The sequence below is a fragment of the Rhodococcus sp. 077-4 genome (assembly GCF_047782425.1).
Lineage (GTDB): Bacteria > Actinomycetota > Actinomycetes > Mycobacteriales > Mycobacteriaceae > Rhodococcoides.
The window spans coordinates 72,982-98,019 of sequence record NZ_JAJPWC010000002.1 but is presented as its reverse complement, the minus strand read 5'-3'; the positions used below and the strand labels follow the sequence as shown (position 1 = coordinate 98,019).

Annotated in this window: 20 protein-coding genes and 2 tRNA genes; 10 read left to right on the top strand and 12 right to left on the bottom strand. The window is 59.8% G+C overall.

The window, feature by feature from the left end:
* The first annotated feature begins 152 nt into the window (after window positions 1-152).
* Window positions 153-1,310, top strand: a complete 1,158-nt coding sequence (locus ACNEOT_RS09890; RefSeq protein ID WP_415973815.1) for an iron-containing alcohol dehydrogenase — start codon at window positions 153-155, stop codon at window positions 1,308-1,310.
* A gap of 83 nt (window positions 1,311-1,393) precedes the next feature.
* Here the strand turns inward: ACNEOT_RS09890 and ACNEOT_RS09885 are convergent, their stop codons facing one another.
* Entirely contained in the window at window positions 1,394-2,449 is a 1,056-nt protein-coding gene (locus ACNEOT_RS09885; RefSeq protein WP_415973814.1) for an Ldh family oxidoreductase, read from the bottom strand.
* A 91-nt stretch (window positions 2,450-2,540) separates the two neighbouring features.
* On the opposite strand from ACNEOT_RS09885, the gene ACNEOT_RS09880 reads away from it, so the two are divergent.
* The 3 genes from ACNEOT_RS09880 to ACNEOT_RS09870 are packed head-to-tail and all read left to right on the top strand — an operon-like array spanning window position 2,541 to window position 4,830.
* The gene (locus ACNEOT_RS09880) at window positions 2,541-2,855 is read left to right on the top strand and encodes a putative quinol monooxygenase (RefSeq protein ID WP_415973813.1); all 315 of its coding nucleotides are present in this window, start codon (window positions 2,541-2,543) and stop codon (window positions 2,853-2,855) included.
* Window positions 2,856-2,897: 42 nt separating this feature from the next.
* Window positions 2,898-4,313, top strand: a complete 1,416-nt coding sequence (locus ACNEOT_RS09875) for an NAD-dependent succinate-semialdehyde dehydrogenase (RefSeq protein WP_415973812.1) — start codon at window positions 2,898-2,900, stop codon at window positions 4,311-4,313.
* Window positions 4,314-4,371: 58 nt separating this feature from the next.
* Complete coding sequence (locus ACNEOT_RS09870) at window positions 4,372-4,830, top strand: cupin domain-containing protein (RefSeq protein WP_415973811.1); 459 nt, start codon at window positions 4,372-4,374, stop codon at window positions 4,828-4,830.
* Window positions 4,831-4,923: 93 nt separating this feature from the next.
* On the opposite strand, the gene ACNEOT_RS09865 is transcribed toward ACNEOT_RS09870, so the two are convergent.
* Window positions 4,924-5,628, bottom strand: a complete 705-nt coding sequence (locus tag ACNEOT_RS09865; protein WP_415973810.1) for a GntR family transcriptional regulator — start codon at window positions 5,626-5,628, stop codon at window positions 4,924-4,926.
* An 86-nt stretch (window positions 5,629-5,714) separates the two neighbouring features.
* Between ACNEOT_RS09865 and ACNEOT_RS09860 the strand changes: the two genes are divergently transcribed.
* Window positions 5,715-7,163: a CitMHS family transporter gene (locus tag ACNEOT_RS09860; RefSeq protein ID WP_415973809.1), complete on the top strand. Its 1,449-nt coding sequence runs from the start codon at window positions 5,715-5,717 to the stop codon at window positions 7,161-7,163.
* Between the two features lie 8 nt (window positions 7,164-7,171).
* Window positions 7,172-7,579 carry a universal stress protein gene (locus ACNEOT_RS09855; protein WP_415973808.1) on the top strand — a complete coding sequence of 136 codons (408 nt, stop codon included), beginning with the start codon at window positions 7,172-7,174 and terminating at the stop codon, window positions 7,577-7,579.
* A gap of 281 nt (window positions 7,580-7,860) precedes the next feature.
* Here ACNEOT_RS09855 and ACNEOT_RS09850 read toward each other — a convergent pair whose 3' ends face one another.
* The 5 genes from ACNEOT_RS09850 to ACNEOT_RS09830 all read right to left on the bottom strand — a co-directional run bounded on the left by ACNEOT_RS09850 (window position 7,861) and on the right by ACNEOT_RS09830 (window position 13,734).
* On the bottom strand, window positions 7,861-8,904 hold the full coding sequence (locus ACNEOT_RS09850) for a DUF4041 domain-containing protein (protein WP_415973807.1): 1,044 nt from the start codon (window positions 8,902-8,904) through the stop codon (window positions 7,861-7,863).
* A gap of 229 nt (window positions 8,905-9,133) precedes the next feature.
* Window positions 9,134-10,372, bottom strand: a complete 1,239-nt coding sequence (locus ACNEOT_RS09845) for a hypothetical protein (RefSeq protein WP_415973806.1) — start codon at window positions 10,370-10,372, stop codon at window positions 9,134-9,136.
* A 450-nt stretch (window positions 10,373-10,822) separates the two neighbouring features.
* Window positions 10,823-10,912, bottom strand: a tRNA-Leu gene (locus ACNEOT_RS09840).
* Between the two features lie 326 nt (window positions 10,913-11,238).
* Window positions 11,239-12,384 (bottom strand): CHAT domain-containing protein, encoded by a 1,146-nt coding sequence (locus ACNEOT_RS09835; RefSeq protein ID WP_415973805.1) that lies wholly within the window; start codon window positions 12,382-12,384, stop codon window positions 11,239-11,241.
* 696 nt (window positions 12,385-13,080) lie between these two features.
* Entirely contained in the window at window positions 13,081-13,734 is a 654-nt protein-coding gene (locus ACNEOT_RS09830) for a hypothetical protein (RefSeq protein ID WP_415973803.1), read from the bottom strand.
* A 335-nt stretch (window positions 13,735-14,069) separates the two neighbouring features.
* Between ACNEOT_RS09830 and ACNEOT_RS09825 the strand changes: the two genes are divergently transcribed.
* From ACNEOT_RS09825 to ACNEOT_RS09815, 3 genes are all read left to right on the top strand, one after another.
* Entirely contained in the window at window positions 14,070-14,366 is a 297-nt protein-coding gene (locus ACNEOT_RS09825; protein WP_415973802.1) for a hypothetical protein, read from the top strand.
* A gap of 105 nt (window positions 14,367-14,471) precedes the next feature.
* Window positions 14,472-14,678, top strand: a complete 207-nt coding sequence (locus tag ACNEOT_RS09820; RefSeq protein ID WP_415973801.1) for a hypothetical protein — start codon at window positions 14,472-14,474, stop codon at window positions 14,676-14,678.
* A 74-nt stretch (window positions 14,679-14,752) separates the two neighbouring features.
* A complete protein-coding gene (locus ACNEOT_RS09815) occupies window positions 14,753-15,280 on the top strand; it encodes a hypothetical protein (protein ID WP_415973800.1) in 528 nt (175 codons plus the stop codon).
* Window positions 15,281-15,335: 55 nt separating this feature from the next.
* On the opposite strand, the gene ACNEOT_RS09810 is transcribed toward ACNEOT_RS09815, so the two are convergent.
* From ACNEOT_RS09810 to ACNEOT_RS09800, 3 genes are all read right to left on the bottom strand, one after another.
* Window positions 15,336-15,725 carry a hypothetical protein gene (locus tag ACNEOT_RS09810; protein ID WP_415973799.1) on the bottom strand — a complete coding sequence of 130 codons (390 nt, stop codon included), beginning with the start codon at window positions 15,723-15,725 and terminating at the stop codon, window positions 15,336-15,338.
* A gap of 823 nt (window positions 15,726-16,548) precedes the next feature.
* On the bottom strand, window positions 16,549-17,952 hold the full coding sequence (locus tag ACNEOT_RS09805) for a HEPN domain-containing protein (RefSeq protein WP_415973798.1): 1,404 nt from the start codon (window positions 17,950-17,952) through the stop codon (window positions 16,549-16,551).
* A gap of 150 nt (window positions 17,953-18,102) precedes the next feature.
* Window positions 18,103-21,726, bottom strand: a complete 3,624-nt coding sequence (locus tag ACNEOT_RS09800) for a Helicase associated domain protein (protein WP_415973797.1) — start codon at window positions 21,724-21,726, stop codon at window positions 18,103-18,105.
* Window positions 21,727-21,949: 223 nt separating this feature from the next.
* Here ACNEOT_RS09800 and ACNEOT_RS09795 point away from each other — a divergent pair, with 223 nt between their 5' ends.
* Window positions 21,950-23,029, top strand: a complete 1,080-nt coding sequence (locus tag ACNEOT_RS09795) for a DUF4238 domain-containing protein (protein ID WP_415973796.1) — start codon at window positions 21,950-21,952, stop codon at window positions 23,027-23,029.
* 368 nt (window positions 23,030-23,397) lie between these two features.
* Here the strand turns inward: ACNEOT_RS09795 and ACNEOT_RS09790 are convergent.
* Window positions 23,398-23,471 (bottom strand) — tRNA-Leu (locus ACNEOT_RS09790).
* 44 nt (window positions 23,472-23,515) lie between these two features.
* Complete coding sequence (locus tag ACNEOT_RS09785; protein WP_415973795.1) at window positions 23,516-24,952, bottom strand: short-chain fatty acid transporter; 1,437 nt, start codon at window positions 24,950-24,952, stop codon at window positions 23,516-23,518.
* Window positions 24,953-25,038 lie beyond the last annotated feature (86 nt).

Here is a 25,038-nt window from a genome sequence, read left to right as displayed (position 1 = left end):
CGAACATTTGTCGTTTGCGCGGTGGGGTCGCCACCGGCGGAAATACCCCCCGTTATCTCGGTACCGTCCATCGCGGCTACAACGGGGATGCCCTCAGATACGAAGCGCACACGTGTGCCGCCGCGTGCGCTCATGCCCACGAAGGAGTAGATATGATTGCCAACATTTCGTTCCCGCGTCTGATCAAGCTCGGCCCCGGCGCGGTCGAAGAGCTGGGTTCGGTTTTGACGGACCTCGGCGTCGAGCGACCACTCCTCGTCACGGATTCGTTCATGGTCGGGAACGGCGCAGCGGATCGCCTGGCGAAAATCATCGAGGCCGCGGCCAAGCAGGTCTCTGTCTTTTCCGATACCGTGCCCGACCCCACCACCGATTCGCTGCAGGCGGGGCTGGCCGCGGTGACAGCACACTCGGCCGACGCCATCATCGGCTTCGGTGGCGGTAGCCCGATGGACACCGCCAAGGCCCTTGCTGTGCTGTCCGAACGGGGCGGGGTGATGCGAGACTTCATCTCCCCGAACGTCTACTCCGGGCCGGCGCTACCGATCGTGGCGATTCCGACAACCGCAGGAAGTGGCTCGGAAGCAACGCAATTCACGATCATCACTGACGTTGCTGCCGACGAGAAGATGCTGTGCCCAGGATTGTCTTTTCTCCCGATCGCGTCCATCGTCGACTCGGAACTGACGGTATCCATGCCTGCGCGCCTCACGGCGGACACCGGTGTCGACGCACTGACACACGCCATCGAAGCGTATGTGAGCAAGCGCGCCAACCCCATCTCCGACGGCCTCGCCCTGTCCGCGATGAAAACCGTCGGCACCTACCTAGTGCGTGCGTACCGCGACGGCTCGGATCGCGAGGCACGCGAACAGATGATGCATGCTTCCACACAGGCGGGAATGGCATTCTCCAACGCCAGCGTCTGTCTCGTACACGGGATGAGCCGGCCGATCGGCGCTCATTTCCACGTCGCGCACGGTCTGTCGAACGCGATGCTGCTCCCAGCCGTGACCGCATTCTCCATCCCCGGTGCGCGGACGCGATACGCCGACTGCGCACGTCAGCTCGAAGTGGCGAAACCTCAGGACACCGACGAACAGGCTTCAGCAAAACTCATCGAGTTCATCGATACTCTGTGTTCGGACGTCGAGGTGCCCCGGCCGAGCACCTACGGGATCGACAAGAATCAGTGGGATCGCCTGATCCCACTGATGGCCCAGCAGGCCTTGGCGTCCGGGTCGCCGTCGAACAACCCTGTCGTCGCCACCGCTGAGCAGATCGCAGAGCTGTATCGCGTGATTTACTGACATGCCCGTACGGCACTGTCGAGACGAGTTTTCCATTCTTGGCGACGGCTCTGGACGTCGCCGGGCCTGAACCTCGGCAAGGATCAGAAGGGCAATGACGTGCCGGTTTCGTTTGCCAGGGCCCGGATGTCGGCGAGGGTCTGTTCGGCCAGCACCACTCCCCCGTCAGCGAGATTGCTTGCCGCAGCGTTGTCCTCGACCTCACCGGGGTAGTAGATGCGGTCGCTACCATCCGCCAGCGGGGTGGAATGCACCTCGTCGATCAGTCCTTGTACGGCCTCGAGATACTGCTCGGTCTTGCCTGCGCTGGCGACGTCGATGGCGATGAACATGTGGCCCGCTCCGCTCGGCTGGTCTGCGACGTACGGTCCCTTCACTGCTGTGCCGGTGTTACTGCCGGTGAGCGCGCCGGAGAGGATGTCCATCATGAAGGTGATGGCGTAACCCTTGTGGCCCGCCATGGGCAAGATGACGCCGTCGATCGCCTCGGATGCGTCGGTGGTGATGCGGCCTTCGGCGTTCATCGCCCACGTGTCCGGGATCGATTCGCCTCTGTTTCGCGCGAGGTAGATCTTGCCGCGGGCAACGGCGGTGTTTGCGATGTCGACAACCACTGCTCCCCCTGGCGTGGGTGCGGGTGCCCCGATCGACCAAGGGTTTGTGCCGAGGCGTTTCTCGCGCCCACCCCACGGTGCCATCGCTGGGCTGGCGTTGGTGGTCAGGATGGACGCGCAGCCGTCGAGTGCTGCACGCCGGGTGTAGTACATCGCCGTGCCGAAGTGGTTCGAATTGCGGACTCCGACCATTCCGATGCCGTAGTGACGTGCCCGTTCGATCGCCGACTTCCGGGCGGTTTCGGTCAATACCTGGCCAATACCGTCGCGGCCGTCGAGGATCTGCAGGGCACCCGCATCCGCGATGACCTCAGGTGCGGTGACCGCAGTCATCGCACCTGTACGGAGCCGCGCCACGTACCACGGCAAACGGAGCACACCGTGGGACTGATGCCCCCACAGGTCGGACTGCACGAGACTGTCCGCCACGAGTCGGGAATCGGCTTCGGGAACGTCGTGAGACCGCAGGACCGCGGCAGCGAACTCGGTGAGCGCATCGGGTTCGATGCGGGTTTCGTCGGTCATGGAATCAATCCCTCGTTTCATTCGATACGTTTAGGTATACACTACGACATACATAACGTGGATCACATTCGAGTCGAGGAGCCTTTCCGTGATGAACCTGCTGGTGTCGGTGAGCGTCAAGCCCGACAAGCGCGAGAAATTCATCGGCGCGATCGTCGAGAACGCAGTGTCGTCGGTGCGAGATGAGCCCGGGTGCCATCAGTTCGACGTCTTCGAAGACGAGAGCACACCCAACCACTTCTTCTACTACGAGCGTTACACCGACCGCGCTGCGTTCGACGCGCACAAAGCGTCCCCACATTTCGCTGCCTGGCGAGAGATCGCCGAGGACGTCATCGTTCCCGGCTCGCAACACAACACGCTCGGCAGTTCCGTCACCACCGTGATCGCGTCCGAGTCCGTCTGACGTTTCTCGTTTTCGGGCCACCTATCCAGGAGAACTTCATCAATGTCTGCTTCCATCACAACCATCAACCCGGCGACCGGCCGCGAGCTCGCTACGTACGAAGCGATGAGCGACGCGGTACTCGACGCTGCGCTCGACACTGCTTCAGCCGCTCAGACCGATTGGGCGCGTATCGGTTTCGATGACCGCTCGAAAATTCTGCTCGACGGAGCCGCCGAATTGCGCTCCCGCGCAGAGTCACTGGCGTTGTTGGTGACCCGAGAGATGGGCAAGCCGCTCGCCGAGTCCCGAGCCGAGGTCGAAAAATGCGCTGTCGGTCTCGAGTACTACGCAGACAACGCTGCCGGGTTCCTCGCCGACGAGACCTACGAAACTTCCGCCGACACCTCCTGGGTGTCGTACGAACCCATCGGGATCGTATTGGCGATCATGCCGTGGAACTTCCCGCTCTGGCAGGTCTTTCGTTTCGCTGCGCCCGCGCTGATGGCCGGGAACGCTGCATTGTTGAAGCACTCTCCCAACACCACGGGCTCTGCTCTCGAAGCTCAGGCCATTCTCGAAGCCGCGGGGTTGCCCGCAGGATTGTTCACCACCCTCCTCGTCGCCGAGGTCGACGTACCGGCGGTCACCGAACGCCTCATCTCCGATCCCCGCGTCGGTGCCGTGACAATCACCGGCAGCGAACGCGCCGGATCTGCAGTGGGGTCCATCGCCGGACGCGAAATCAAGAAATCGGTGCTCGAACTCGGCGGCTCGGATCCCTTCATCGTTCTCGCCGACGCCGACCTCCCCAAGGTCGCGCACCTGGCCGCCAAGGGCCGCTTCCTCAATGCCGGCCAGTCGTGCATCTCCCCGAAACGGTTCATCGTCGAAGCCCCGGTCGCCGACGAGTTCACCCGACTGGTCGTCGCCGCAGTCGAATCACTGACCGTCGGCGATCCCGAAGCCGACGGCACCGATGTCGGACCCATGGCGCGAGCTGATCTACGCGACGGCGTCGCTGCACAGGTCCAGGCCTCCGTCGACGCGGGAGCGACCCTGCTCACCGGCGGCACGGTCCTCGATTGGCCCGGTAACTTCTACGCCCCCACGGTCCTGGGCAACGTCGGCACCGGGATGGCCGCGTACCACGAAGAAGCGTTCGGCCCGGTCGCGTCCATCATCACCGTTGCAGACGCCGACGAAGCAGTGCACGTCGCCAACGACACCCGATTCGGGCTCGGTGCCAGCATCTGGAGCGCAGATGTCGACAAGGCCATTACGGTCGGAAAACGCGTCACCTCCGGTGCATGCTTCGTCAACGCCGTCGTCGCCTCCGACGCCCGAATGCCCTTCGGTGGAACCAAACGATCCGGTTACGGCCGAGAACTCGCCTCCGCCGGTATCCGCGAATTCGTCAACGTGCGTACCTGGTGGGCCATGAACACCCCAGCCTCGGTTGCACCCACATCGGAGTGACACCCCACTGCTCAGTGCACTGCCCCACAGCCCGCATCACCCGAAAGGACCATCTCCCATGACAACCACCGAAGGCCGTACCGTCACCGACTCCGCCAGCGACGACGGCCGACCCGCCGTCGTGCTTCATTCCTCCGGCATCACCCCACGCCAACGCGGCGGAGGAGCCCGCACCATTCCCCTGGTCTCACAACAGGTCGGCGCGAAGGACTTCCTCAACGGCATCACCATGTTCGCCCCCGGATCGGCGATCCCCGAACACATCCACAACTGCGACGAGTCGGTACTCGTCCTGAAAGGATCGGCCGTCGCACACATCGACGGCGTGGACTATCCCGTCACGGTGGGCGACAACTCGTTCATCCCGGCAGGCATTCGACACTTCTTCCACAACACCTCCGACACCGACGAACTCCACATCTTCTGGACCTACGCCTCAATCGACGCCAACCGCACTGTCCTCGCCACCGGCGTGACCACCCGCATCGACGAGGAACACGGCACCAACATCGCCTGACGCGTTCGCCCGCGTCGCACCCGAAGGCCGCAGGACTCTGGCAGGAACGCCGAGTCCTGCGGCCCGCCCGACGATCAGCCGACCGTACGAAGCTCAGGCCGTGACAACATCGATCCGAGGACCACGGCCCGCGCGTGCAGGATTCATCACTGCATCGAGGATGGTTCGCTCGGTGGCCTCGAGATGCTCGGCCGCCGCTGCCTTCGCAGCTGTCGAGTCTCCGGCGATGATCGCCCGACACATCTGCTGATGCTCCACCAGCGAGCGCTCGAGACGATCCGGACTGGTATGCGCAATGGACCTCAAACGCGCACTGTGCGGCCGCAATTCGGCAATCGATCGAGACAAGTGAGCGTTACGCGTGTGCGCGATCACCGCCCGATCGAACTGCTCGGCGAGTTCGTAGAAGCGCTCCCACCGCTGACTCGACGGTTCCTCGTTCTCCATGCTGTCGAGCTCGCCGAGAATCTCGATGAACGGCCCAGCCGCATCCCGATCGAATCGCACCGCATCGGCAACCATCCCGGTAGCCGTCGACTCGAGCAGCGAGCGAAGCTCGAAAAGATCGCGCACCCCCGATATCGATATCGGTGCCACCCGTGCACCCTGCCGATCGATCAGAGTAACGAGCCCCTCTGCCTCCAGCCGCACAAACGCCTGCCGCACAGGCGTTCTGGACGCATTCAGCCGCTCACCGATTGAAATCGCGCCCAGCGACGACCCAGGCGCGATCTCACCCGACATGATCTCTGCCTTGAGCTGCGAATACACCCGGTCACTCTTGCTGTCGCCCGTCATGGATGCATCGTAACCAAACACACGGCACTCGCCAAGGAACGCCATACGGTATACAGTGATGCACACCACTACTCGAAAGGGCGACGATGCTCGTCATACTCGGTTTTTCCATGATCGCGGTTTTCATGTACCTGATCATGAGCAAACGCATAACACCGGTTGCGGCACTGATCCTGGTGCCCACCGTGTTCGGCCTGTTCGCAGGTGCTGGTCTGGGCCTGAGCGACATCATCATGGAAGCTCTGCTCAAACTCGCCCCCACTGCAGCACTGCTGTTCTTCGCCATCACGTTCTTCGGAATCATGATCGAGGTCGGTCTGTTCGATCCCCTGATCAGACTGATCCTCAAATTCGTCAAGAACGATCCGATGCGTCTGGTCGTCGGTACTGCACTACTGACCTCGATCGTCTCCCTCGACGGTGACGGATCGACCACATTCATCATCGTGACCTCGGCATTCCTACCGATCTACCTCAAGCTCGGCATGAGCCCGGTAATACTCACCGTCGTTGCAGCCACAGCCAACGGCGTCCTGAACACCGTTCCCTGGGGTGGATCGACCGCACGTGCGTCGGCAGCGCTCGGCGTCTCACCGATCGACATTTTCGTCCCGATGATTCCCGCTATTGCAGCCGGCCTGATCGCCGTCACCGTCCTCGCCTACTTTCTCGGCCGCGCTGAACGTAAGCGAGTCGGCACCCTCACCCTCGACCCCGAATCACGCATCCTCCAGCGGGAAAGCGTCACCACCACAGCAGGAACCGGAGTCAGCGCCTCCACGGGAACGACCGGATCGGATCGACCGGCCACCGGCTCCGCAGGCATCGGCGACGACACGCCTGCGACAGCGAACGACGAGGCCAGCGACTTCGGAGACCTCCCCGAAGACGCTGCGGCACACTTGCACCGACCCAAAGCTCGCCCGAAGCTGGTGTGGCTCAACCTCGCTCTCACAATCGCCGTGATGACACTGCTTGTCCTCGATATCGTCGAACCACCCGTGACATTCATGATCGCCGTCGGGATCGCACTCGTGCTGAACTTCCCGCGTGTCAGCGAACAGTCCGACCAAATCAAAGCCCACGCATCGAGCGTCGTCTCCGTCGTCGCCCTGGTCTTCGCGGCATCGGTTCTCACCGGCGTACTCAACGGCACCGGCATGGTCGAAGAAATGTCCCGATGGCTCGTCGACGTCATTCCCGACGCCTTCGGACCGCACCTGGCCATCGTCGCCGGCGTGCTCAGCATCCCGCTGACGTTCTTGATGAGTAACGACGCCTTCTTCTTCGGAGTACTACCAGTGCTCACCGAAACCGCGTCGCACTACGGCATCACCAGTGAAGAAATGGCGCGAGCCGCCATCGTCGGTCAACCCCTTCACACGTCCAGCCCGTTGGTTGCGTCGTTCCTCCTGCTCATCGGACTCGCCAAAGTCGAACTCGGAGCGCACCTTCGAAAAGCAATCTGGCGCGCATCACTGGTCTGCGTAGTCATGCTCGCCGTCGGCGCACTCACCGCCGCCTACCCCGGATGAGGACACACATGAACATCGTCATCGCACAGAACGATCGACCCGAAAGCCGACTCGCATTCGACTGGGTTCTGAACCATGGCACCGCAATGGCCAGTAGCCCCACCGATCTACACGTCCACGTCGTGCTCGTCGGCGGTGCTGACTCTCCGGCGAGCCCCAACTACAGCTCACCCACCCTCGGAGAATCGATCGCCGCCGAACTGCACGGCCGCGAGGTATCCCACACCGTGTACGCGGCCGACAGCGACGCAGCGACACAGATCATCGAAGTTGCCGAGTCAGTGTCGGCCGACCTCATTGTCATCGGGATGCGCCGTCGATCGGCAACGATGAAGCTGCTACTCGGGAGCCAGGTGCAACGAGTCATGCTCGACGCACTCTGCCCCGTCGTAGCCATAAAACCCCCGCTCGACTGAACCCGAGTAGCGCAGAAGATGTGGCCGGTTGCGTCCCTCGAATCACCGCAACCGACACATCTGAACGTGGTCACTGACGCACCGGTCACGCTCAGAAGCGCAACGCAGAATAGGAGGACGCCGGGTCCGCAATGCCCCCTCCACAATTTGCGTCGTGTCCTGATCGGTGGCAGAGCGCCATTCCGTCATCCACGAGGTCGTCGCGCGCACACCCACTTGCATCCAGCCTTGCGCAAAGAAGGGACTGCCCCGGCTTTCGTTGACCCCTGCCTTGGTCTTGATCACGCCTCCGGCCGCGCCAGCACGCTGGTCGGCCAGCTACCGCGACTCTGAAAATACTGTGTTGCTTCGGGTTCCTCTGTGTACTCCAAAAGGTTCCCTACTTTTTGAGCCAACACCTTTCGCACTTGGCCGGGTTCGGCGAAGAAGAATTCTCGCCTGAGGTTCGCGTGGTTCAGCCGACGAGTCGTGAAAGCCGCGTGCAGTGCTCCCTCCAATGCAACGGCGTCGTCGGAGAAGTACAACGCGTGCACATCGAATGGGAACGGTACCGAGGCGCTCCCCAATTCACGGACCCGATCCATCGGTTCGAGCCGCCGCGTCATACCAATCTTGACCACATCCGGGCCGAATGCGCCTCGGTTGCTGATCACGTACACATAGCCGGCGCGAATATTGGCACGTCGATAGTCGTTCTGCTCGATGGCCTGATCGAGTTCACCCAATTTGTCTCGAATACGCTGTGCCTCCTCATCGGTGCGGCCAGCCATTGAGTCGAGCACGTTCTGATAGTGCGCTCGTTCCTTGTCGAGCTTCTCCCGCTGCGCGGCCAATTCCAGCTCGACCTTCTTTTCCTCTCGGAGTCGTTCGCGCTCCTCGCGTTGAGCGAGTTTTTCTTCTTGGACTTTCATCATGTAATCGGCTGTGAGCTCGAGTTCTTCTACCCGGAGCCTGTGATAGGTCTCGGCGACATGCATCTGCATCATGTCTCCGAGCTTGGCGATCGTGGCAGCTGCCTTCTCCAGACGGCTCACGGCCGTCGCAAGGTTTCCGGCCCGGATGGTACGAACACAGATGTCGGCCTCGGCGTTATAGGCGCGCAGCATGAGCTTCGACAGATCCGAAGTCATCTTGCGGCCTTTGGCGAGAGAATTGTTGAAGCTGAACATGTCCGACGCGACTATGGCATCTCCCCCGACGATCGCAGCCTTGATCTCGTCGCGAACCGCGGCCAACCTTTCTCGGAACTGCTCGGCGTTCTCCAGGGGGTGCTGGTAGGTGTAAATGCCCACCTCCTGCAACACGATCCGGTCGTCGGTCTCCACCACTCCGGCAGCCGCCGACCCCGGATTCGAGGCCACACTAGTGCCCCGTCGAGCATCTTGCGATAGTGCCTCGTCGCGTTCTTGCTCGACCACTTTGAGTCGATCCAACAGATTGTTGAGCTCGCGCTCTTTGGCTACCAGGGTGGTTCGTAGAGCCCGGATAGTGTCGTCTGGGCCTGTCATCGTGGCCTGCACGTTTGATCGCAGAGAGGTTCTTCCTGATAGGTGCTCACCCGCGAACTCCCCGTGTGTTGCCCACGGGTACGAGGTCGTGGGGATTCTTCGATACACCGGCACTCAAGTGCTCGAGCGTCGCGGCCGCCTGAACGCCGGATAGATTGAGCCGCTCGAAGACAGCTCGGTCCGTCGCCAGTTCAACCAGTGGGATCCGAGTGGGATGGCCAGTGGCCGGGTCCACGGTGTCGACCCCGACTGTCATCGCCAACGTGCTGACCACACCGTTACGGTCAGCCTCGAAAATTTCGTGGGCGGTGCGGACCGCGACCTCGGCCACTGCGGTGGCATATCGATCCTTGCGCGCCTTCAGCGGTAGCGGCGTGCTGGTGATCGTGTCCGTCGCCTTGGTGTACTTGAACGACTTCTCGGTTGGCAAAACCGAGGGCGGGGGAACCGAAACCGTCAGTTCGAGTTCTCGATCCGAGCCGTGAAAAGAGAAGTCGTATTGGACCTCGAAACACTCCGGATACACCGAATTCCCGAGCACGATGGAGACATACTCTTCGAGCGCACTCGGCTCACCCTCCTGCAGCCCAACCATCAGCCGTTCCAATGCGACATTCGCCTGCATCACCTGTTTGCGGCGTTCAGCACACTCCGCCTCGTACCCGGACTGAGCGATAGAGAGGGCCCGCAACCGACTCGCTTCGGCCGCACCGTGCGCGCGCTCGTTGGCTTCCTGGGCGTGATTGCGTTGAGCGACAGCCTGTTCCCACCCCTGTCGCTGCTGCCAGTACATCGCCTGCGCTTGTTCCACAGCTGCGACATGGCGTTTCCGACCCCCCAATAGGGAGCCGAGACCCTCGGGTGCCGCCGGTTCGACGTAGACCGGCTCCGGTGGGAGCGGTAGAAGTAGAGGCGGGGTTGTCGGTGTAGTCAGATCCGGTCGATCGAACGGCGGATGCTCGATCTTCTGTCGTAGAGCGTTCAGGTCGACGTAATCGTCCACGTCCAGCGTGGCCGCCAGGATGCCGTCGATCGCCTCGTACATCTCGGCCAAGGTGGCATTGCGCGCGTCGACCTCAGCCAGTTGTGCCTCCACGTGCAAGCGGGCGCGTTCTTTGACCGCCGCTGCCGAAGCTTGATTCGCCGCGCGGTCAGCGGAGGCGCACGCGCGCTCCCAATCGCGCCGCGCCTTCTCCGACAACCGCACCGCTCGAGCAGTCGCCTGCGCGTGGGCCCGTGCTTGCTGGCGCTCACGTTGCTCGCGTAGCCGGTTCTGGTGCTGCATCTCCGCGAAAAAACCTCGACGTTTCGCCACCCGTGACACCTCTGTTCTGATCGTTGCGAGTTCCTGCACTGTAACGACCCATCCAGACAAATCCGGTGCCCTTCGACTTCGGCCAGCGGCCCCTTCATCTACTCGAATGACACTCTGGCTGACATTGCGCGACAGACCGAGTCACCGGCAAAGCCTTCTGCCCGATCGTACTAATGCCGCACGCGTCCAGTTTGTGATGACTTGTGACAATCTGTGACACCGAACCATGACACTCGAGGCGTTGCCTGCTCCCACGAAGCTCTCTGAGCAGCAGAAACTCAAGCGAACGCACGATTTCTGTGACAGCGAGCAGAATCCGCTGCTTCATGAGGTCCATGCACATCCGTGAGCGTCCACCCAGTACGTCGACGCCCGGCGAAATGCGCTGTGCCGCAATCGATAATGGATCCACACGGACAATGGTGCCCCCAGTCGGACTCGAACCGACACTGTGCGGATTTTAAGTCCGGAGGGATGGATTCTAGTGGACTCCATTGAATCCAAATCTATCTGCATCACAACAGTTTTCGTACATGCATGTACACACCAATCCATGCCGATCCGTACCGACTTGTGTCACTCTCGTGTCAACGGGAACAGACGATCGGACCCACTCGGATGCGGATGGTGCGACCCGTATCTACGTGGACCCGGTGTCCGATCTGGAGAAAACCTCAACCTTCTGTGCGCGTCCGATGAGGTCACCATCTGTGTCAACGAACTCCGGTGCCTGTCTCACGGATATGGCAATAGTTTGAAGCCCTCAGTCGCCACCGAACGCGGCGTCTTTCGGCCCTCCTCTTGCACCACCCAAGCCAAAAGTACGCAAACAGCAGTTATCGAGGGGACTGAACTAGCACCAGGTTTGTGGGGTCCACGTCCGGACGTGTACGAAGCTCTGGAAGGTCCGAATCGTCTAGACCATCGAGTGAAGCGACTTCCATACGGACTTTCGCTTGTTCGATGGCCGAAGAGACGGATTGAGCGGAGGCGATCGCTGCGTAGAAGCTGGCGGCGAAAATGGCTGCCGATGTGTCAAGAATGGAGTCGGACATCCCGATGACTGCAGGTACCGTTTGCAGTAGATCTTCCGCCCCTGAGAGGCTGTCGCACGCATTCAAAACGACTAAGCGCGGCGGATCATCGGTTGCACCTAGTGTCCGGGCCAGGAGCGTAAACAAAAATTCATGCCCGTCTTCGTCGCCGGCATCGTTCTCCAAAAAGAGCCCAGATGAATCTGCGTGACCGGAGAAATGCACGATATGAGGTCGGTGGTCGTTTAGGCCGTCAATCAAGTCGCCCGCTGTCGCGGCTGGTAGGTGGTCGATCTGCACGAGGTCGCGAAATTTGCTTCCCCGTAAAGCCTGTTTGACCTGTCTGACCTCCTGGTCAACGCGTAACCATGCTCCGTTGATTTCGATGACACCGTTGGGTTCGACGACCGTGGTCTCCGTCGACTGCGGATTGGCGGTCAGATAAAGAACGCGAAGTATGTCGGGTTCGGGTGGTCTGACCTCCACAAGGCGGGTCGTCGACGACGGGTTCATCAATCGCCCGACTTCGCGGGCGTGATCCCGTTCCTCGCGGCGGTCACGCGCTTGAGACTGTTTTTGGGCCGAGTCTGCAGTGCGCTTCTCGTTCGCCTCTGCGGTACGGAGAGATGCGGTTTTCGACGCTATCGCTTTGTCCGAGCTGCCGAGTTCGTTGCGCGCCTTCGCGATCTTCGTCTCCGCAACGGCGACCTTCTTATCCTCGCGTTCCGCCGCTTTCAGCGCGGTCCTGATGGTTGATTCAGACTTCGAACGGGTCGCTTGATCGCGCTTCTTCCTGGCGGCCTCGCGTGCGGTGCCGGCGTCCTTTGACGCCTTCGCGATGTCACCTTGCGCACCAGCCTTCTTGACCTCCAGCTTCGCGATCTCCGACCTGAGCGTGTCGCTGCGAGCCATTAGAGTCCCCAATCGTCGAATATCTTCGCTGACCACTCAGGGTACTCTTTCGAAAGATTCGACACTAAGTTGCGATTCTTTCGACAAAGGAGGTGTTAGTAGTCACTTAGAGCGAATCCAAGTACGGGTGTTCTTCCCATCAGCACACTGCCAGAAAGAACAAGGCTCGACTGCCCGTATCGCAGACGCGACCGAAGCGTGTTGGCAAATCTCGCCCCCTGTTCGCGGCAGCGCGCTCCTAGACAGTTTCACTCTGAAAAGGCCCGTTTCGCGAGGACGAAGACGCGCATCCAGGGACCGTACCAGTGGACAGCAAGACCTACTCAGCCTCCTTCTCTGGTCCGAGAGATGCCGGGTCGAACATGGGCCAGGGGCCGGTGTACAAACTCGTTCCGACGGGAGCGGACCGTACCGTGACGACCTGCTTTCGTTCTGTTTCAGAAAGGACAACTCGGCTGCTGAAAACTCGATCCTGAATAGCCAGAACGCCTTGCTCGGAGAGGAACGTGTCAAAGTGCTTATCGAGCACTCATAGAATTGCCGCTCTGTCGTACCCCGTTGACAACGGCGACCTGTTGAGTGCTGGACAAGTGAACGTGAATACAGCGTATTGAGTGGCGATACTAATGCCGGGCAACGTAGCCAATCGAGCCGAGCAAGCTTGGGGCCTACGCTTGAAATGATTGTAAAGGAGGAGCACCAGTCGGAACCCCTACACAGGGGATAGAGGGGCTATGTGCTCGTAGTGCTAGAACCTCCGACGTCGCTGTGGGTATGTGAGCTTGCGAAGTGTTGGAGAAGGATGACCTGCGCAGCAGCCTTCTTCTCGGGATCGTCGATCTGATCGATCAGTCTCTCGGCTCTGAGTGCTCGCTCTACTTCGATCGGATGGTTGAAGAACGCCAGAAGCTCACGCTGCGAACTGGCGGAGTTCGAGATTACTGCTTTACCGATGAATCCAGTAAGGATCGCACCGGACGCCGCTACGTTTGAGGACGTGATCGCACCTGGGATTGCGTTCGCAAGTGTACCAATCACGCCAATAAGAACGATGAATAAGAAACCGGTGACAATGGTGATAATCGTGGTTAGCCGCGTTGAACGTGCGAAACCGGTGACGAGCTGGTGATAGATTTCAAGCCTCTCGCGGTTCTCAGTCCAAAGTGCCGCGAGTTCGAGGTTCGTAGCGTCGGCGTCCGATTGCGAGGTCTCGCCATCTTCCGAGAGGTGAGGCAGCAGTCGTATGAACTGACTGGCGTTTTCACGCTGGGTCTTACGTTCTAAGTGCAGGTAAGTGGTCACTAGGGCGTTGCTAACAAGCAATGCGGCCCAGATCAAACTGTAGATGACTGAAATTGCCGTCCACTTATCATTGACGGACTGCACGCTACATTCCTGAGCGATGCTGTCAAAGCAGTAGCTCGCCTCAAGTTTGTAGCGATACCACCCGTATACAGCTAGTGCACTTCCCGCGACAACGAGTAGAACCATAGTACTGATCGAGAGGAAGTACTTCCTCAACCAGGACGAATCGTGCACACGCGCATTACGCATACCCTCAGTCACGAAGACGCGAGAGGCCGTGTCTTTGGCAGCCGCAGCTGCCCGTCTACCTGGTTCTGAGTTGCCCCGCTCCTGCATTCGTACATCAAACACCACCTGCCCCGCCGCGCATGTGTGAACATCAACGGATGGACCCAACCGCCGACAGCGTGGCTCGCGTGATCGCACACATCAAGAACCTCGGACTCGAGCCCAAAGAGGCCGAGCGTAAGTGGGACCACATGGGTGCACTGATCACAGATGCGGCGCTACAACCGCGCGCTAAGTACCAATTGACCGTCTGGCCGCGTGCCAACAAAGTGCGCAACGAATGGCCCGATGCCGACACGCTAAGCGGGTTCCTGCGACGGCTGCACTCCAACGATCTCGCAATGTTCCTCAACTGGCGTCGGACTTCCCCGAAACTCACGAAGATCCACGACCTGGCTACGGCGCTCAGTCGCCTTGGAGTCTAGACGGTAGCTGACCTGGCCACGACGTTCAGCGATCTAGTACAGGAACAGGCCACTCGCGGTGTGCTTCGACGCGTGAAGCACGTCGGCCCTAAGACACTGGACTACATGGCCATCCTCACCGGGTCGAACCAGCATGTAGCCGTAGATCAACACGTAGCCGCGTTAGTGGCCGATGCCGGCGTCACCGGCTTGGACTACGACTCAATTAGTTCGCTCGTGAAAGCTGCCGCTGCGGAGATGGGGTTCAGCCCCGGTGCGCTCGACGCCGCAATTTGGAACTACATGACCAACTCGGTCAGTGCTCGCAAGTAGAGTCCAGCAGATGACTTTCCACACCATGCTCGCGACGCGCTCGACGCTGTCCGTTCCCACATACGAGGTGTCGTGTGGGTGAGATGTGGGGTTCGCTCAAGTGGGACGATGACAACCTGACGCCTGGCAAAAGCAAGGACGGCGGGCATCACAACAACCTGTACGACAGTGACGGCAAGCTTAAAGGTGCCGCCAGTTTCATCCCAGGGGACAAGCCTGATCCCGGCACACCCAAGCAGTCCGTCGATAAGCCAGGCACGAAGGGACAGAAGCCGCCACCCGACCCTGGACTAGCAGCCCTCATCAAGGGAGAAGTCGCGGATATTCTTGGTGAGATCGTGAAGGATGCGGCCAAGACTTTGGTCGTGGAGGCAACGCCCCACGCGAAGAAGCTGTGGAACGAGAAAGGTCGACCTGCCCTTGAGGCGAAACGCGCAGAGGCGGCACACGAGGCCAAGGTGTTGTGGAACGAGAAGGCCATGCCAGTAATTGACCGGCAAGTTGGACGACGAATCGAAAAGATCGCGGCGCGCAAGAAGCCGAAAGTCGTAGCAATGCAGCCAAGGATAATTGAGGGCGAAGTCGTTTCTGTCGAAGAATAAGGGTGACAGTAATGGCCACCGAACCACGCCACTGCATTAGGTGCCTGCCGATCAATTAGAGATACGCCCCCACCGAAGCCCCCTTGATCCCATTACTGATCTGCCGCGTCATCCCCTTCATCTGCAACAGCTCAGCCAGCGTCTTGGCCTCCGTGGGGTGCAGGTACCCGCTACCAAGCCGTGCAGCTGCCTCGGATGGCGTGAACTTGGTGAACTCCACCTGTGCCAGACACCGACCAGGCCGGGTCACGGCGGGGTGCAGCTCCGCGAGTTGTTCGTTGGTAGTGAGCAGCACGATTGTGTCGCTGCCCTTACCGATGATGCCGTCGGAGAAGTTCAGTAGCCTACCAAGCGCCGCTCCCGTCTCTCGCCTAGCCGACAGGGATCGGACCGTACTTTCCTGTACCAACGACAAGATCGAAGCTGGGTACAGCTGAACCTCCATCTACGCGGACCACAGACACCTCGATCCACTCACTACGTCCGACATCACTGCAGTAGCAATCCCCTTCGACACGATCGAATACATGACCCCGCGTCTCGCTAGGTTGTCGATTTGGCTATAGGTCTTAGCAACAACGTTGTCGCTCACACCCTCCCCGGGCATCGCAATTGCATTGGTGCGCAAACTCTTTGTGTATCAACGCTCACACCACGACTCAGCTTGCACCGAGATGTGTCAGCCTCGTGTCAGTGAGCCTTGAATATCGGTCTAATTTCGGACGCTGAGACCCGCCCTGAGCTGGACATACTCGCCACAAAGCGATCGAGCAGGTTCCGGCCCGTCAGTGGATTTTAAATCCGCTGCGCCACCTGTCCATTCAAAACCATCAAAGACCACCGAAGTCCACGAAACACGCCGAAACTCGTTGCTTACCCTAGATTCTCGGATCCATATGGACTCCGGTGCCCCCAGTCGGACTCGAACCGACACTTGACGGATTTTAAGTCCGGAAGGTTCCATTCAGATGGACTCCGGTGGATCCACTTTTCGTTGTCTCACAAAACTTTTCGTACATCGAGGTCCGCACTAGTTCATGCTGGTCTGTACCGACTTGTGTCACTATCGTGTCATCGAGAAAGTCGCACAGACGTCCATAGGATCACCTGACCTTGCCTACACCCTCCTGAACGTGCGAAGCAAAATCGACTGCATCGCGAATTACGGTTTCCATAGTCGCACGCTTTTATATGTCACCGAACCAGGCTGCCTAAACCGAGTATTTGATGCCGAGGATAGAGCGCACACGATCGACCTAGAGGTCACCTTACGGTCGGCTTGCTATGTCTTTGTCGACTGCTTCTCTGAACTGTCCAGCCCGGAACGTGTAGAGATTGTCGACAGCTCTACGCTGAAGCTCGGGATCGAGACCTAACTCCTGCAAAAGAACGAGATGCAGGAATGCCCTGGTGATATCTGTCAGTAGAAAACGCGCAGAGTCTGGGACCGCCTTCGCCAAGGCATCCGTGTCAACATGCCCGATCGAATTTCGCGCGTTCTTAAGCCACCGCGCCCACGTTTCGGCATCGGTCAGGAGAGCAGTCACAGCCTTCTGATCTGCATGCCCAGCCAGCTCCATATAGCGATCCTTCAGACCCAATCGGTTCCAACTGACCTGCTGCTTGACCCACGTCAGATCATCGCCCTCGAATACCTCTGCAACCCTCGCCTTGATCGCGGCATGCTGCTCGGTAGTGAGCTGCTTGGAATCGGGGTACAGCCCGGTGTGAAAACCTTCGCCGGCCGATGCCGCGTTAAAAAGGCGGTTCTCGTAGTACCCGGTCTTGATGTAGTCAAGTCCGAGTAGCACGTCTAGAGGCAGCCCGATCTGCGTACGGATAGCCACCCACCTGTTGATTACAGTCTCGAAGTCGACGTCGCGCAGATCGAATAACAGATCCCTGTGTCGGCGAGCATCGCTGACTTCTCCCCCACCGTTCACGTAAAGATCAACGACGTAAGGGGTTGGCCTGTCTGCGATATCGATGAGCAGCTTCCTTGCGCCGATCACAGACCCGCTTTGTACAGCCAGGGTGATCAAGTCGCGAAATGCAAGCAGAGTGGGCGTGAAACCGTCCCATGAGCGTGGAGAGTTCGCGGAGATACGCAGAGTCACCTCTTCCTGAATGTCGAGAGATCGCGCCCATGCCCTCTCTTTTGTGCCGCTACGACGGACGACACGCCGCATCGCGACGTCGACCTCATGGGCATCGAGGCGCGCAAAAACGGCTTCCGGCGGTGTGATCTTGATTTCGTCACTGACGATGGTCATGCCGTCTTCGTGCTCAGTAAAGGTCGTGGTCTCCTCGATCGATGTGTCCCTGGCCCATGTTGTCAAATTCGAGATCTGCACATCAATGTGGTCGAACACTTCCTGTGTTGGACTTTCGAGGTGGAAACCGACGATCACAGCACCGGGCTGTGACCTTTCCACCGCCGACACGTTCTGGGCAAAGACACGGCTCGTGCCTTTGGACATGACGTCGAGAAGAGTGATATCCCGACCTTGAGCAGCGCCGTACACCATGGCGACTGGGTCGTCTTCGTCGATCAGTTCATCAACAAGTTCCAACTCGGAATGGCCGTCGACATCGACCGTGAGGACGCCTCCGATCTGCCTGTTCTCATTCGACGGGACCCACCACTTGCCTACGAACCGCTGTTCCTTCATCGCATCATCTGATCATGGAACACAGTGATCGCTGTGGTTACTGAGTGAGTTCATTCAAATGATTGGACGGTTCCGCAGTCTAGTCGTCCACCAGAATGAACGGATGGAGTTGCGCCACTTCTCGTGGGCTTGAGTTTCGCAGCGCTCACACTAGAACAAGCGTTCCTCTGGCGCTGGATTCGATGGCGCAGTGTTTGCGGTTCGTGTGCTCCACTTCCAGCCTGGCAGGACGGAAAGCTTATTCCGGCGTTCACCCCCGATCCGCCCTTTGGCGTAACTCTGCCGCTGCATAGCGACCCAGCTTCCAATCTTGAATCCTGTTGCATCGAAGTGCTTTTGCGGCGGACACGCATGCCCGTACTCGTCGACGAATCGCAGGAGATGTTCGTAACCCTCTTCCCATCGCGTGTCCCGCGCTGAGGCTGTCCACCCGGGCAACGCCTCGAGACGATCGCGGTGACGCTTGTCCAGCTTTGACCATCTTGCCCGCTGGACAGTAACCCATTGCCCGAGTCGAAACTCCTGAAAGATGCAATCAGCCCGCACGTCCGCGCCGCCGTTCTCTTCGACGTAGGCAGAGAGCCTCTCAAAACCCTCATTCCACTGAGCCTCGGCGACGTTCAGCGCCCATCCTGGGAGCTGCTGCAACCGAGACCGACGCTCGTCGGTCAACGACAGCCATTTAGTCTTTTGGTTCGCAACCCACGACCCAAGCCGTACACCATCACCGTTCGAATACGCCTGCGGAACTCTCGCGTGACCGTTTTCCGCTACGTAGCTTGTCAGCTGGCGGTAGCCCTCCTCCCACGCCGAGGCCCGGGTATCGAGCGTCCAGCCGGGGAACTGCTGAATCTGTCGTCTCCGCTCGTCACTGAGCGAATCCCAGATTGTTCTCAAGTTACTCACCCAGCCTCCAAGTTTGTCCCCATCCTCGGTGACATATGACATCGGGACGCGGCAGTCACCGTGCTTCGCCACGTACTTCTCGAGGTGCCCTATCCAGTGATCCCACCAGTCGCCCCGTGCGTCCAGCGTCCACCCTGGCAATCTCGCAAGCCTTTCCCGCCGACCTTCGGTCATGTTGTCCCAATTGGACCGCTGGACACTCACCCACGTTCCAAGTGCGTATCCGTCACTCGAGCTGTACGACTGTTTCACCGCTGCGATGCCGAACTCCTCGACGTGTTGGACGAGATGCTTATAGCCGGAATCCCATTTCTGTTCGACTGCGTTCAGCGTCCAACCGGCCAGCGCTTCGAGTCGTTCGCGTCTGTCGTCTGTCAGCTGCTTCCACGTACGCCGCTGGCGCCGCACCCAGGACTCCAGGTCGATGTCGTTAAGCACCAGCCCTCGTGGCGGATTCGCGTGACCATTTTGCTCGACGTAGGCCGACAGAGTCGCGAAGGATTCGTCCCACAGGGTCGTCCGAGCGTCCAGGGTCCAGCCGGGCAGAGTGTGCAGTCGCTGCTTGCGATCGGCCGGCAATGCCTTCCACTTGCTTCGTTGCTTGCCAACCCACTTGCCGAGCCGGTAGTCGTCATCGCACACAAAGTCGTCACGGACTGCAGAAGTCCCGTGCTCAGCCACATATGCCTTGAGATGCCGGAATCCTGCCTCCCATTGATCCGCCTTCGTATCCCAACTCCATCCCGGCAGCCTTTCCAAGAGCTCTCGATGCTCTGCGCTCAGTTGGTCCTTCGATCTGCGGCTGCGTTGTATTGTGACCCAGGTCCCGAGACGGAAGCCATCGATGCTGTGCGTTTGCAGCACACGCGCATCCCCGTTCTGGTCGACGTATCGCTGCAGTAGACCGAACCAGAATTCCCACGGCTGGCTCACCTGCTCCACGAGGCGGGCGTCGAATGCTCGGACGAAATCGTCCCCAACCTGGACAGGTACATCGAGGTGGATCTTGTCCGGCAGTCTCGGCTGTCCACCGCGGCGACCCATTTCGCGGCGGAGGGCATCGATCTGCACGGCTAGCTCAGTGTCGTGTGCCCGCAGCGCTTGAAGGACCGCCCATACCGGCTTGAAAGCGGAATCGTCAAGGGCGACATCTGGATCGACGTTCGAATCGACGAAAACAGGAAGCACGATAGTTCCGAGTATTTTGTTGTCGGCGTGGCGGATTGCACGTCCGACGGCCTGGATGATGTCGACCTCGGAACTTCTCGGATCTATGAAGGCGACGCCGTCGAGAGTCGGGACATCCACGCCCTCGGCGAGGCACCGAGCATTCGCAAGCAAGCCACGCTCATCGCCGGTGACACTACCTAGCCGTTGCAGCAGTACGTGACGTTCGCCCGCCGACATGGCACCTGAAGCGTGCTTCGACCACAGGTTGCCGGTGGGGCGCTGGTCGTCTGGCATCCAGTCGATGACCGCCGACATCTCGGCAGCGAAGTCTCGGGCGCGCGCAACTCTGGAGTGAAAGCTGATCAGACGGCTGAGGTCGTACTGACGCATCGCCTTGGCCAGTCCGATCTGTCCAGCCAGAGTGCGAGCGTCAGTGACCATCTCGCCCTTTCTAGTGACTACTACCCCTCTCTTCGCATAGCTGCGGTACGTCGCGTCATCGACCCCGACGACCACAACTTGGTAGTCCGTCAGGAGGTCTCTTTTAATCGCCTCACCGAAGCCGAGTCTGTGAAAGACCTTGCCGAACAGCTCCTCGTCGTCCATCGATGCCACTTCGAAGTCGACCTCGCTCGCGGCTTTGAGGACTCTTCCGGTGAAGTACCTTGGTGTAGCTGTCATGTACAGCCGCCGCCTAGCCCTTATCCGACTGCAGTCCAACACCGTCGTAAATGTGGATGCCCGTCGACCGGTGCAGCGGTGCGCTTCGTCGGCGACCACCAGATCGAACTCCGGAACGTCAGCTAAGGCCATGGCCTTAGCGATCTGTGGAGACGACTGGTATGTACCGAACACCACGCGAGGGCCACGACGATCTCGGAGAAACCCGGCGATCTCGGCAGGGTCGCTGGTAACCGGAAGTCCAAGCTCACTGACAGACTCGACCGGGGTGTCAAGGTCACGAGAAACTGATTCATCCGAACACACCGGCAGGACTGATACGTCTGGACCCAACTGATGCTTCCACACGCGCATCGTCTGTTTCAGCAAAGAAAGCGACGGAACGAGCACCAAGGTGGATTCGCAGTTCAGTCGATCGCTGATGAACTGCGCGGTGATCGTCTTTCCCGTCCCGCACGCCATGATCAGCTGACCACGATCGCTGGCTTCGAAGCCGCAGACGACCGCCTCGATAGCTTCCTCTTGATAGGGGTGCGGCGTGTACGGACTACGTGGAGGTGATGGATCTAGTTGCGTTGGGGAGGCGGGCCAGTCGACGTCGGCGGTGAAAAGATCGCTCAACATCACCATCCCGATGGGCTTCTCCTGAGCGGTGATGGTTCGACGGGCGGTCGGGCTGAGCTTGTCCGTAGTCGCAACGAGAAGCCGGTAGGAAAACAATGCACGCGCGGACTCGGAAAGAAAAGTGTCCACGTCAGCCTTCGTGACCGCGTACTGACTTCCGTATGCCTTCGCCTGGATTGCCCAGAGTCGCCCTTCGACATCTTCTGCGACGATGTCGATTCCGGCATCCGCACCCCACCGGTCCGGCCATTCGTCCCAGAGCCACACTGTGCGAAACGTGGCCCGGTACTGCGGATCGTTCATCAGGAACCAGCGACAGATGTGTTCGAACTGCCTTCCACGCAATCCAGATTGAACAGCAAGAGATGCGAGGAGATCGCGGAACTCGGACACGCTAAGAAGATACCCGGCGGGGGCGACAAACCAGCCGCGCGCCTTCGTGAACCCCGCCTGTTCATAAGCAGGGAAATGACTGGCGAGCCGAGCCAGAGGCAAAGTTCTGCGTATTTCGAATGTCTGTGCGGCTAGAAACTTTCGACACCTCCCACCCTGCACCATGGACGGATGCGACAATCCTGTAGGAGCGAGACCATGGGAGCAACGTCAGGAGGGGTTAGTGATCAACACGCTGCTGTCGGCACTGCGGTTCGATCATCGGTGGCTTTCGGACCAGTTCGTCGAGGAGTCTCGCCAGCTCGGTGAACTGGAAAAATCCAAGGAACACCACTACGTTCCACAGTTCTATTTAAAGAGATGGGCCGTGGGGGGCCTGGTGCAACCGGCACTGGTCGACGGCTCGTTGATTCTTCGTCCGCAACCACCAAAAGGTGTCGCGAAAAGCACCAACTTCTACAGCTTGCCTCCAGTTGGAAGCGCGATGGGAACGCCGCTGCGATGGATCGAAACCCACCTGTCACGGATCGAACATGAAACCGCTCAACACCTATCGAAACTCGACACACACGTCCCCGGCGTAATCGATGACCGGGAACTAAAGCGAGACCTTTCGGTATTTCTGGCTCTCCAAATTGCTAGGACACCCAATAGCCGAGAACTCAAGATGTGCCTGATAAGCGGTCCCATAGCAGCGAAACGTGAGTTCTACCGCCGGGTGATGCCGAACGTATCCGACGCCGAGTTTCAAGCAATGGTGGACAGGACGGAGGCCGATCCCAAGCGAGAAGCCTTGAATCTCATGTTCGCAGATGTACGAAACGTGTCCGCGGGCGCGTTGTTCCGCCGGGAGTGGGTTGTGTTCGACACGACGGGACCGATCATCTCGTGTGACGATCCTGTCGTCTTGGTAGCGGGCGGCAACTTCCCGCGACGCCTGTCCGCTGGCGTAGCGCTAAGCTCAGTAGTGTTCTATCCGCTCGGACCCAACCGACTGCTGGTCATGTTCATTGAGCCGGGGCAAGCACGTGGCGAGTATGTCCTCGACGAGCGCGAGACTCAGAGTGTGAATCGTGAGGTTGTGGCGGCTGCGCACCGCATGACCTTCGAGCGGCCCGGAGATGACTTGGCAACGAAGTTCGAGGTGCCTCCACGCAATTATTGCGAGCTCGACCAGGAGTTAATTGCAAGGCTCGATGACACCGCGGCTCTCCAACTACTTCTCAAGGCGGCGACGCCTCGGTGTCGATGGGACGGAGTCGAGAATCCACCACCTTGGCCCGTACCTCGCTGGTACTCGTAAGCACACTTTCGCCCGGCACAGAATGATGCGTCCGTCTCCCACGGCCCGGGCGACGCGGCACGCGACAAAATGCCCCGAGGTCCGCTGCTGTGCCGTTGATGCGGACTAGGTACCCGCTCCAGCAATAGTTCGTACCGAGTTGTGTCAGCCTCGTGTCATCGAGCTCTCGCCAACGGCAGTCTCCAGTCCGCAAATACGCTTTGACCTGCAGCGAGATCTGGGATGACCGAAACGACGTGTCAACGACTCAACGGACTTCAGATCCGCTGCCTCACAAGTGCATTGAGATCCGCCACAGTACACTATAGTTCACGGGACCGTCGAAACTTGTTATTTGGACTAAGTTTTCGGGTCCATGTGGACTTACGTGCCCCCAGTCGGACTCGAACCGACACTTGACGGATTTTAAGTCCGCTGCCTCTGCCAATTGGGCTATAGGGGCCACCGCCGGAGGTGCACTCCAGCGGTGACGATCATATCGGGCAGCTATTGGGCCGGAATGACCGGCGGCACGAAGTCGAAGGTCATGCCGAGGAGCCACACGAGCAGCAGGACCACCGGGAAGTGAAAGATGAACTGCAGGAAAGTGAATCCGATCAAATCTCGTGCTCGCAGACCCAGCACTGCCAGCAACGGGAGCATGAAGAACGGATTGATCAGGTTCGGCAGCGCCTCGGCCACGTTGTAGATCTGGACGGTCCAGCCGAGGTTCATCTGCACGTCCGTCGCAGATTGCATCACGTACGGCGCTTCGACGAGCCACTTGCCGCCGCCGGAGGGAACGAAGAGGCCGAGTACGACCGTATACACCGCGATGACCACCGCGAAGCCTCCACCGGACCCGATCTCGGTGAAGAAGGTCGCCAGATGCTCGGAGATCGTGACGCCTCCCCTACCCTCCGCCTTCGTCAGCATGGCCGCCATCGCGGCATAGAGCGGGAACTGCACCAAGATGCCTGCGGTCGCGGGAACCGCTTTGCTGACCGAATCGAGGAAGCGCCGCGGGGTGCCGTGCAGCACGAGTCCGAGCATGAGGAACACCCAGAGGTAGCCGTTGAGACTGCTGACCACCGAGAGCACCGGCAGCGTCAACAGTTGGGAGACAAGCCATCCCAGAGTCATTGCGCCGGCGAAGAGCGGAAGAATGCGACTGTACTCTAGCCACTCCCCCGGCCTGGTTCGCGGTGCAGGCTCGGCGACGGTGTCGTCGAGATCTACTTGCATGTCTGCAGCAGTCTTGATCGCGGCACCCTTCGGAGCGGACACGTGCGCGATGACGACAGTCAACACGATGATGATCACGCACATCAGCAGCGATTGCCAGGTGAAAATTGTTGTCCCGAAGTCCAATACACCGGTGATGGACAACAGCGCGGGCGGCAGCGAACTGGCTGTGGCCTGCAACTGCGCCGCCGAGGACGACATTCCCAACGCCCAGACAGCTCCGAGTCCCATGAACGCAGCAGCACCCAATGCCCGGTAGTCCACTTTCACATCCGTACGCCGAGCGATCGCACGCGCCAACAAACCCGCGAACACCAAACTCAGTCCCCAGTTGAGGAACGACACCGAGCAGGACAGCAGCGCAACGAAACTGACTGCGCTGCTGGAACTCTTGGGCACCTGCGCCAACCGCGTGATGAGTTTCGCGACCGGCGGCGATGTGGCAACGACGTAGCCGGTGAGAACTACCATCGCCATTTGCAGGGTGAACGCGGTCAGATCCCAGAACCCGTTTCCGAACGCGTCGACGACGTTTTGCGGAGACGACCCGTTGGCGAAGGCAGCAACAGCCACGACCACCACACCGACGAGGGCGAAGATGTACGCGTCGGGGAACCACTTCTCGGTTCCCCTGGCGAGCGCCTGCGCTACACGCGCAAGCCCACGCTCGGCCGGAGCCTGTTCGGCGGTTGACGTCATCGATGATCCTCACCTCGAAGAAAGCCGTGACGTGGGCCACAGCTCCTACCAGGCTTCACCGAAACATGCAGCGATGCAACCTACAT